Origin of the sequence: Acidovorax sp. FJL06 (assembly GCF_003852545.1) — a bacterium.
Lineage (GTDB): Bacteria > Pseudomonadota > Gammaproteobacteria > Burkholderiales > Burkholderiaceae_C > Acidovorax.
In genome coordinates this window covers 36299-45107 of the sequence record NZ_QAJR01000027.1, presented here as the reverse complement: position 1 = coordinate 45107, position 8809 = coordinate 36299, and the positions used below count along the sequence as shown (strand labels likewise).

Annotated in this window: 9 protein-coding genes; 3 read left to right on the top strand and 6 right to left on the bottom strand. The window is 64.6% G+C overall.

Annotation, left to right across the window (positions count from 1 at the left end):
- Positions 1-65: 65 nt before the first annotated feature.
- Both DBV10_RS15580 and DBV10_RS15575 read right to left on the bottom strand, forming a co-directional pair.
- The gene (locus DBV10_RS15580; protein ID WP_124514527.1) at positions 66-359 is read right to left on the bottom strand and encodes a DUF4148 domain-containing protein; all 294 of its coding nucleotides are present in this window, start codon (positions 357-359) and stop codon (positions 66-68) included.
- Positions 360-450: 91 nt separating this feature from the next.
- Positions 451-738 (bottom strand): DUF4148 domain-containing protein, encoded by a 288-nt coding sequence (locus tag DBV10_RS15575; RefSeq protein ID WP_124514526.1) that lies wholly within the window; start codon positions 736-738, stop codon positions 451-453.
- Positions 739-1267: 529 nt separating this feature from the next.
- On the opposite strand from DBV10_RS15575, the gene DBV10_RS15570 reads away from it, so the two are divergent.
- Entirely contained in the window at positions 1268-1705 is a 438-nt protein-coding gene (locus DBV10_RS15570; protein WP_124514525.1) for a CBS domain-containing protein, read from the top strand.
- A gap of 230 nt (positions 1706-1935) precedes the next feature.
- Here the strand turns inward: DBV10_RS15570 and DBV10_RS15565 are convergent, their stop codons facing one another.
- The 4 genes from DBV10_RS15565 to DBV10_RS15550 form a co-directional block, all read right to left on the bottom strand.
- A complete protein-coding gene (locus DBV10_RS15565; protein WP_124514524.1) occupies positions 1936-2748 on the bottom strand; it encodes an ABC transporter ATP-binding protein in 813 nt (270 codons plus the stop codon).
- Between the two features lie 107 nt (positions 2749-2855).
- Complete coding sequence (gene ntrB, locus DBV10_RS15560) at positions 2856-3815, bottom strand: nitrate ABC transporter permease (RefSeq protein ID WP_124514523.1); 960 nt, start codon at positions 3813-3815, stop codon at positions 2856-2858.
- Between the two features lie 60 nt (positions 3816-3875).
- Positions 3876-5120: a CmpA/NrtA family ABC transporter substrate-binding protein gene (locus DBV10_RS15555; protein ID WP_124514522.1), complete on the bottom strand. Its 1245-nt coding sequence runs from the start codon at positions 5118-5120 to the stop codon at positions 3876-3878.
- 505 nt (positions 5121-5625) lie between these two features.
- Positions 5626-6252 carry an ANTAR domain-containing response regulator gene (locus DBV10_RS15550; protein WP_124514521.1) on the bottom strand — a complete coding sequence of 209 codons (627 nt, stop codon included), beginning with the start codon at positions 6250-6252 and terminating at the stop codon, positions 5626-5628.
- A gap of 268 nt (positions 6253-6520) precedes the next feature.
- On the opposite strand from DBV10_RS15550, the gene DBV10_RS15545 reads away from it, so the two are divergent.
- Together DBV10_RS15545 and tsaD are read left to right on the top strand one after the other, a co-directional pair.
- A complete protein-coding gene (locus tag DBV10_RS15545) occupies positions 6521-7681 on the top strand; it encodes a branched-chain amino acid ABC transporter substrate-binding protein (RefSeq protein ID WP_124514520.1) in 1161 nt (386 codons plus the stop codon).
- A gap of 54 nt (positions 7682-7735) precedes the next feature.
- On the top strand, positions 7736-8776 hold the full coding sequence (tsaD, locus tag DBV10_RS15540; RefSeq protein ID WP_124514519.1) for a tRNA (adenosine(37)-N6)-threonylcarbamoyltransferase complex transferase subunit TsaD: 1041 nt from the start codon (positions 7736-7738) through the stop codon (positions 8774-8776).
- The last annotated feature ends 33 nt before the right edge of the window (positions 8777-8809 follow it).

Genomic DNA, 8809 nt, shown 5'->3' with positions numbered 1-8809 from the left:
GGCCCGGCCTTTTGCATTGGCAACTGTCTGTCCGCGCCGCTTGCAGCGCGGGCCAGGCGCACTCCTTACAGGGAGCCGATTTCGCCCGACGAGATCTTGCCGGTGCGCAGGGCGTCTGCGGCCTGGGCGTTCACTGCGCTGCGGTCGGCCGTGGAGGTGTAGACCAAAGCACGCGAACCGACGGGAATGGCACCGCTGGTTTGGGGCACTGTCGTGGCTTCGGCTTGCACTTCGGCGCGGGTGCGGCTGGTTTCAAACTTCGTGGCGAACTGCGAAGCATCGACTTCGTCAGCCTGGACGCCGAAAGAAGCGAAGGCAGCGACAGCGGCGATAGAGAGGAAACGTGCGGTCTTGTTCATGGTGAAACTCCAGTGAAATTCAAGAAATAGGGGCGAGGTACTTGGAAATACGCAGAAGGAAAGGCCGTGGATTCAGCGGGTCAAGCGCTGATCAACCACGCTCACCCGAAGGGATCTGGCCCGTGCGCACGGCATCCGCCGCTTGCGAACGCACCGCAGCGCGGTCGGCCGTGCTCTTGTAGGTCACCACGCGGGAGCCAGCAGGCTCGATGCTGCGGGTCTGGGCCACGGTGGAGGCTTCGGCGGCCACTTCAGCGCGGGTGCGGTTGGTTTCGAACTTGGTGGCGAACTGCGAAGCATCGGCTTCGTCAGCGTGGGCGCCGAAAGAGGCAAAAGCAGCGACAGCGGCGATGGAGAGGAAACGTGCGGTGTTGTTCATGATGAAAATCCTTTTAAAAAGCGTCTCAAAAAAGCCGGGGACAAGACAAACGAGAAAGAAAACCAACTGTCTCAACCCTGGGTTCGGTGAGTCGCCTTGCGGGTTCGGCTCATCGATGGGTTGAACTGTACGCCGATGGTGTTCAGAGAAAAACCATCGAGTCGCGAACTAACTGTTCCGGTATTTGAAACAATCCGGGCGCCTGTTTCCTGTGCAAGCCCCGAAGACCGGTGGGGGTCGCCAACGATCGAGGCGAAGGTCAGGAGCGTGGGCGGAGGATCCTTTCGAAGTGCGTTGGACATGGGCTGTATCGTGCCCAGCCCCTGGCTTCGCGTCGTCTCGTCGCCGTTTCGGTTCTTTTCAGTTTGTTTCGCGTTCCGCCGAATGCAACAGTGGCGAAACATATGCGTCGCCATGGCCACGCCGGCCCCAAAAAGCGTCGCAAATCGGGCTTGCGCGGGTTGCGCGCGCAGGGCTTATGGGCTGAAATGTTCCCGTACCTGTTTCTGTTGTCACGAGGGAGTTTCCAATGACCATCGTCGCCAAGATTCTTCAATCCAAACCCGACGCCACCGTCCACACCATTGCCCCCGCAGCCCTGGTGTTTGATGCGCTCAAACTCATGGCCGACAAGGGCATCGGGGCCCTGCTGGTGACCGAGGGCGAGGCCATCGCAGGCATCTTCACCGAGCGGGACTACGCACGGAAGATCGCGCTCATGGGGCGCACCTCGTCCGTCACGCAGGTGCGGGATGTGATGACCACCGCCGTGCTGTTCGTGCGACCGGAACAGACCAGCGAGCAGTGCATGCAGATCATGAGCAACAACCGCCTGCGCCACCTGCCCGTGGTCGATGGCGACAAGCTCGTGGGCATGATTTCCATCGGGGATCTGGTCAAGGACATCATCTCCGAGCAGAAATTCATCATCGAGCAGCTGGAGCACTACATCACCGGAACGCATTGAGGGGGCAATCCCCTGAGGCGCTGCGCGCCTTCCGCCTTCTCTCGAATGGCTGCGCCATTCGGGAAGGGGGACGCACCCAGCGCGGCGGGGCGGCCCTTGCGCGGGTGCACTGGTCTGGGTTTGCGCGCGTGCTACGGCCCTGCGCCGAGGACACAAGAGAGAAAGGGCCCTGACCGATCTGGTCAGAGCCCTTTTGCTTTGCCGTGTTGTCGGGCCTGGAGCCCGGCCGCTCAGGCGGCTTTTTCCACGTGCCCCTGGCGGGTATAGAGGAAGTCAATCACCGCCTTGCGGTAGTGCACATAGCGCGGGTCTTCGGCCAGCTCCACGCGCTTGCGCGGGCGGGGTAGCTGAACGTGCAGCACCTCGCCAATCGTGGCGGCGGGGCCGTTGGTCATCATCACGATCTTGTCGGACAGCAGCACGGCCTCGTCCACGTCGTGGGTCACCATCACCACGGTGCTTTGGGTGCGGGCCACGATCTCTAGCAGCTCGTCCTGCAGCTTGGCGCGGGTCAGGGCGTCCAGGGCGCCAAAGGGCTCGTCCATCAGCAGCACCTGGGGTTCCATGGAGAGGGCCCGGGCAATGCCTACGCGCTGCTTCATACCGCCCGAGATCTCTCCGGGGCGTTTCTGGCCTGCCGGCGTGAGGCCGACCAGGGCCAGGGCTGCATCGGTGCGGGCCTTGAGCTGGGCCTTGGTCTCCTTGGCGCCAAACACGCGCTCCACCGCCAGGTAGATGTTGTCAAAGCAGGTCAGCCAGGGCAGCAGCGAGTGGTTCTGGAACACCACGGCGCGCTCCGGCCCCGGGCCCCGGATCTCCTTGTTGGCGCACAGCAGCGCGCCGTTGGTGGGGGTTGTGAGGCCCGCGATCAGGTTCAGCAGCGTGGACTTGCCGCAGCCCGAGTGGCCGATCAGCGCCACGAACTCGCCCTTGGCGATGGTCAGGTTGATGTCGCGCAGTGCCGGGAACAGGCCCTTGGCCGTCTTGAAGGTCTGCTCGACGCCATGGACTTCGATGAACTTGGTAGTGAGAGATGTATGCATGAGGAACTCCTGGTTTTTCCGAGGACCACCGTGGAACCGGCTTTGCCGGGCCACTGGTGGCGCCCCCTTGATGGGGTGACGCGCCGCAGGCGCGGCTCAGGGGTGGGTCAAGTTTTGACCTCTTCAAAAGTAAATGCGGTGGCCAGTTTGATGAGTGCGTACTCCAGCACCAGCCCGACGATGCCGATCACGAAGATCGCGATGATGATGTTCTTGACGTTGAGGTTGTTCCACTCGTCCCACACCCAGAAGCCGATGCCCACGCCGCCCGTCAGCATCTCGGCGGCCACGATCACCAGCCAGGCCGTGCCCACGGCCAGGCGCACGCCGGTCAGCATGTAGGGCAGCACAGCGGGGAAGAGGATCTTGGTGGCGATCTTCCACTCCGAGAGGTTCAGCACGCGGGCCACGTTCATGTAGTCCTGCGGCACGCGCTGCACGCCCACGGCGGTGTTGATGATCATCGGCCAGATGGAGCAGATGAAGATGGTCCAGATGGCCGCCGGATTGGCACCCTTGAACACCAAGAGGCCAATCGGCAGCCAGGCCAAGGGCGACACCGGACGCAGCAGACTGATCAGCGGGTTGAACATGCGCGACAGGAAGTTGAAGCGCCCGATCACGAAGCCCGCAGGGATGCCCACCAGCGCCGCCATGCCAAAGCCCACGGCCACGCGCTCCAGCGACATCAGCACGTTCCAGCCCACGCCCTGGTCGTTGGGGCCGTTGCGGTAGAAGGGGTTGCTGAAAATCTCCAGCGCCTGCTTCCATGTCTCCACAGGGCTGGGGATGCTGCCGCCCGTGGTGGTGGACACCACCGCCCACAGGCCGATGAGCAGGCCCAGGCCGCACAGCGGCGGCAGCACGGCCAGCCAGAAGCTGCGGGACAGGGCGGTCCAGTCGCGCCCCGTGGGGGCGGCTGGGCGTGCGGCTGCGGGCGCAGCGGCAGACGGTTTGGGGAGGGTGGGGGCGCTTGCGGGCGAAGCGCTGCCGGCGACAGACGTCATGGCTTTCTGTGCAGCCGCAGGGGCTGCATCCAACGGGGTGTGAAAAACGGCGCTGACCATGGTGTTCTCCTTGAAAAGGGGCGGGTCGTGCAGGGGGCAGAAGGGCTCGGGCCGGGGCGATCAGGCCTTGACCTTGAAGCTGTCGGCGTACTTGGCGGGGTCCTTGCCGTCCCACACCACGCCGTCCATGAGCTTGCTGGTGCGCATCGCATCCTTGGGCACATTGATCTTCATGGCGCTGGCCACCGACTTGTAGAGGTCGATTTGGTTGATTTGCTTGGCCACGCCCAGGTAGTCGGGGTGGTCCTTCAGCAGTCCCCAGCGCTTGTGCTGTGTGAGGAACCACATGCCATCCGACAGATAGGGAAAGTTCACCGCGCCGTCATTGAAGAACTTCATGTGGTTGGGGTCGTCCCAGGTCTTGCCCAGGCCGTTTTGGTAGCGGCCCAAAATGCGCTGGTTGATGGCGTCCACGCTGGTGTTGACGTAAGCCTTGCCGGCCACGGTTTCGGCCATCTTCATCTTGTTGGACAGGCTTGCGTCGATCCACTGGCTGGCTTCCAGCACGGCCATCATCACGGCGCGGGTGGTGTTGGGGTTCTTCTTCACAAATTCGGCCGACGTGCCCAGCACCTTCTCGGGGTGGTCCTTCCAGATGTCCTGCGTGGTGTTGGCGGTGATGCCGATGCCATCCATGATGGCGCGGTGGTTCCAGGGCTCGCCCACGCAGAAACCGTCCATGTTGCCCACGCGCATGTTGGCCACCATCTGCGGCGGTGGCACGGTGATGAGCTTGGCGCCCGACAGCGGGTTGATGCCCGCAGCCGCCAACCAGTAGTGCATCCACATGGCGTGGGTGCCGGTGGGGAAGGTGCCTGCGAAGGTGTACTCGCGCTTTTCCTTGGCCATGAGCTTGGCCAGCGAGGGGCCATCCACGGCGCCCTTGTCGGCCAGGGCCTTGGAGAGCGTGATCGCCTGGCCGTTGTTGTTCAGGCTCATCAGCACGGCCATGTCCTTCTTGGGGCCGGCCGTGCCCAGGTGCACGCCGTAGACCAGGCCATACAGCACATGCGCGAAGTCGAGTTCGCCATTCACCAGCTTGTCGCGCACGCCGGCCCAACTGGCCTCCTTGGTGGGGATGATGGTCACGCCGTACTTCTTGTCGAAGCCCAGAACCGAGGCCATCACCACGCTGGCGCAGTCGGTCAGCGGGATGAAGCCGATCTTGACCTCTTTCTTCTCGGGGGCGTCCGAGCCCTGGGCGTGCACCAGGGCGCGCAGGGCGGGGCTCACGCCCACGGCGCCCACGGTGGCGGCCTGCAGCACGGTACGGCGGTTGAGGCTGGTTTTCAGGAGATCGGTCATGCGGCGTTTCCTTGGTGCGTTAAAAACAAAAAAGGCGTCCTCCCGAGCCTGGCTGCATGCATGCAATGCCGGAGTCGGAGAGGGACGCCTCTGTCCATGGCGATGCCCGAGGGCTCGCCCAACACAGGCCCGCCATTGGGCCCATGCTGTATAGGGTGAGACCGCCTTTGGTCTCGTAGCATCTAATGCAAGCAGCGTGCCAGCCCGGATCTCGCCAGTCGTGCGTCATGGTGGCGCATGGATTGCTATTGAATTAATAGCTTTTGGCGCTTATGTATCAAGCGCTGGCGATCTGTTTGACTCAAAAGTGTGCAGGCATGGTGCACGCCGCCCGGGCCGCACTGCCTTTGTGCGGCGCACCATCTGGGAGAAGCCGGTGGACCTGGGCGCGGCCCAGGCGAGGGAGGGGGCAGAGGGGGTGCGGCTCCGAGCCCGCCTGTGCAGGCTTGGACGGTCCAAAGGGCTATCGCCTCTGGCGGCTGCGCCTCAGGAGGGTGTCACTCGCCTAGCCCAGCAGATCCATCACATCCAGCATGCGCTGGGCCACATCCACGAGCTTGAGGCCCTTGTCCATGGCGGTCTTGCGCAGCTTTTCGTAAGCGGCCTGCTCGGTCAGGCCCTGGCGCTGCATCAGCAGGCCCTTGGCGCGGTCGATGGTCTTGCGGTCGCGCAGCTCGGTCTTGGCATCGGCCAGCTCGGCGCGCAGGGCCTGTTCGTGCTGAAAGCGCGCCATGGCCACGTCCAGGATGGGGCGGATGCGCTGGGGCGCCAGGCCCGCCACGATGTAGGCCGACACACCGGCCGCCACCGCGTCCTTCACGTGCGAGGTGTCGTCGTCGTTGGTGAACATCACGATGGGGCGGCGCTCGTCGCGCGTGGCCATCACCACATGTTCGAGCGCGTCGCGCGCCTCGCTTTCGGCGTCCACGATGATGAGATCGGGCTGGAGCTGGGCGATGCGCTCGCTCAGGAACACGTCGGCGGGCAGCGTGGCCACCAGGTTGAAGTTGTTTTCCAGCAGCCCAATGCGCAGCGCACGCGACCGCTCCGCCTGGAGGATGGCGTGTTCGTCGTCCGGGTCGGTGACCGCCAGATCCGGGGCGACCACCACGATGCGCAAAGCCTCATTCATAGCCCTGAGCATAAGCAATTTTCACGCCGTAATTGGGTGCGCCGAAGCGGTGCATGTGGGGCGGCGGGGTGGGAATGGCGGTTTGCGACCCCTCGGGCGGGGCTTGCCGGGGGCCTTGGGGGGCCCCATCCAGGCCCTGGCCGCATGCCTTGCGGGGCCTGAAAGTTGCTAATACAGGGTGGTGCGGGAGGGCATACCCGATAGCGCCCCCGGGGGGGTGTCGCATATACCTCCGGTCACTTTGATCCACAGATATGGAGTTTTTTGCATGAACAAGCACATCAACCGGCGCCGTTTCCCGGCCAGCCTGACCTGGGCCGCCGTGGCGACTGCCGCACTCCTGACCGGATGCGGCAAGGTGCCGGACACCATCAAGATTGGTGTCGCGCAACCGCTGAGCGGCCCCCTGGGCGCGCTGGGGCAGGATCTGCTCAACGGCGTCAAGCTGGCCGTGGACGAGCTCAACAAGTCGGGCTACACGGTGGACGGCAAGCGCGTGACGCTGGAGGTGGTGTCGGTGGACGACAAGGCCGATGCCGCCACCGGCAAGGCCGTGGCCCAGCAGCTGGTGGATGCGGGCGTGGTGGCCGTGGTCGGGCACCTGAACTCGGGTGTGAGCATCGAGACCGCGCCCATCTATGCCGCCAAGGACATCGCCCAGATCGCGATCTCGACCAACCCCAAGTTCACGCAGCTGGGCTTTCCGACCACCTTCCGCATGGTGGGTAACGACACCCTGCAGGCCCGCGCCATCGGCTCGTTTGCCGCCACGCAGCTGGGCGCCACCCGCTATGCCGCCCTGGACGATGGCACTCCCTATGGCAAGGGCCTGGCCGACGGCGCGGCCGCACAGCTCAAGGCCGAGAAGAAGGACGTGGTGGTGCGCAAGTCGTTCGACGACAAGACCGTGGCGTTCGATGAACTGGCGGGCGAACTCAAGGCGGCCAAGGTGGAGGTGATTGTCTCCACGCTGAACGACTTCCAGGCCCTGGCCCTGCTCGAAGCCCTGCGCAAGGTGGACCACACCAAGGTCAGCTTGCTCGGGGGCGACACCATCAAGACCACCGACATGACCAAGGGCGCGGGCATCGTGCAGGGCATCTACGCCACCTCGCCGGTGCTCGAAGCCAAGGAGTTCTCCACCGGCAAGCCCTTCCTGGAGAAGTACATCGCCGCCTACAAGAAGCCCCCGGCCTATGGCGGTCACTACAGCTACGACAGCACCTACGTGCTCTCGGCCGCCATCCAGAAGGCCAAGTCGGCCGACCCCAAGGACATCACCAAGGCCATGCACGGCATCAACGGCTACGCCCCCGTGATCGGCACCATGACCTGGGACGACAAGGGCGAGCAGCGCTACGGCGCCGTGGGCGTGTACGAACTGCGCAGCGGCAGCTGGGAGCTGCGCATGCGGTCGGACCGGTGGTGACCTGCACGGTTCTTGGGGAAAGGGTCTTTGGGCCCCGGGTTTTACACTCGGGGCATGAGTTTGCTGATCCTCGGTATTGAATCCTCGTGCGACGAAACCGGCGTGGCCCTGGTGCGCTCCACGGGCGATGCTGTTCCCACCCTGCTGTCCCACGCCCTGCACAGCCAGATCGAAATGCACCAGGCCTACGGTGGCGTGGTGCCTGAGCTGGCCAGCCGCGACCACATCCGCCGCGTGCTGCCGCTGGCCAAAGAGGTGTTGGCCGAGTCCGGCCAGACGCTGGCGGACGTGGACGTGGTGGCTTACACCCGGGGCCCGGGCCTGGCTGGCGCGCTGCTGGTGGGCGCGGGCGTGGCCTGCGCGCTGGGCGCGGCGCTGAACAAGCCGGTGCTGGGCGTGCACCACCTGGAGGGGCATCTGCTGTCGCCCTTCCTGAGCGCGGACCCACCTGAATTCCCCTTTGTGGCCCTGCTGGTTTCCGGCGGCCACACCCAGCTGATGCGGGTGGACGGCGTGGGCCGCTACGAGATCCTGGGCGAAACCATCGACGATGCTGCGGGCGAGGCCTTCGACAAGTCGGCCAAGCTCATGGGACTGGGCTACCCCGGCGGCCCCGCGCTGTCGCGCCTGGCGGAGCAGGGCAGCGCCACGGCCTTCAAGCTGCCCCGGCCCCTGCTGCACAGCGGCGATCTGGATTTTTCCTTTGCCGGCCTCAAGACGGCGGTGCTCACCCAGGCCAAAAAGCTGGGCGATGAGCTGGAGGCGCGCAAGGCCGACCTGGCTGCCAGCACCGAGGCGGCGATTGTGGATGTGCTGGTGAAAAAGACGCTCACTGCGTTGAAGCAGACGGGCTTGAAGCGGGTGGTGGTGGCGGGTGGCGTGGGCGCCAACCGGCATTTGCGGGCGCAGCTGAATGCCGCTTGTGCCGCTGCCAAGGTGCGCGTGCATTACCCGGAGTTGCACCTGTGCACCGACAACGGCGCCATGATCGCCATGGCCGCAGCGATGCGCTTGCAGGCGGGGCAGCAGCAGGCCAACACCGACTATGCGTTTGATGTGAAGCCGCGCTGGCCGCTGGATGCGATCACGGTTTGATTTTTTGAATAAAAAGACTGCCAGCGCCCGTCC

Excerpts from the sequence above, each read along its gene's own strand:
- DBV10_RS15555 (WP_124514522.1), bottom strand. The coding sequence starts at position 5,120 with ATGACCGATCTCCTGAAAACCAGCCTCAACCGCCGTACCGTGCTGCAG.
- ntrB (WP_124514523.1), bottom strand. The coding sequence starts at position 3,815 with ATGGTCAGCGCCGTTTTTCACACCCCGTTGGATGCAGCCCCTGCGGCT.
- DBV10_RS15550 (WP_124514521.1), bottom strand. The coding sequence starts at position 6,252 with ATGAATGAGGCTTTGCGCATCGTGGTGGTCGCCCCGGATCTGGCGGTC.
- DBV10_RS15575 (WP_124514526.1), bottom strand. The coding sequence starts at position 738 with ATGAACAACACCGCACGTTTCCTCTCCATCGCCGCTGTCGCTGCTTTT.
- DBV10_RS15580 (WP_124514527.1), bottom strand. The coding sequence starts at position 359 with ATGAACAAGACCGCACGTTTCCTCTCTATCGCCGCTGTCGCTGCCTTC.
- tsaD (WP_124514519.1), top strand. The coding sequence starts at position 7,736 with ATGAGTTTGCTGATCCTCGGTATTGAATCCTCGTGCGACGAAACCGGC.
- DBV10_RS15545 (WP_124514520.1), top strand. The coding sequence starts at position 6,521 with ATGAACAAGCACATCAACCGGCGCCGTTTCCCGGCCAGCCTGACCTGG.
- DBV10_RS15565 (WP_124514524.1), bottom strand. The coding sequence starts at position 2,748 with ATGCATACATCTCTCACTACCAAGTTCATCGAAGTCCATGGCGTCGAG.
- DBV10_RS15570 (WP_124514525.1), top strand. The coding sequence starts at position 1,268 with ATGACCATCGTCGCCAAGATTCTTCAATCCAAACCCGACGCCACCGTC.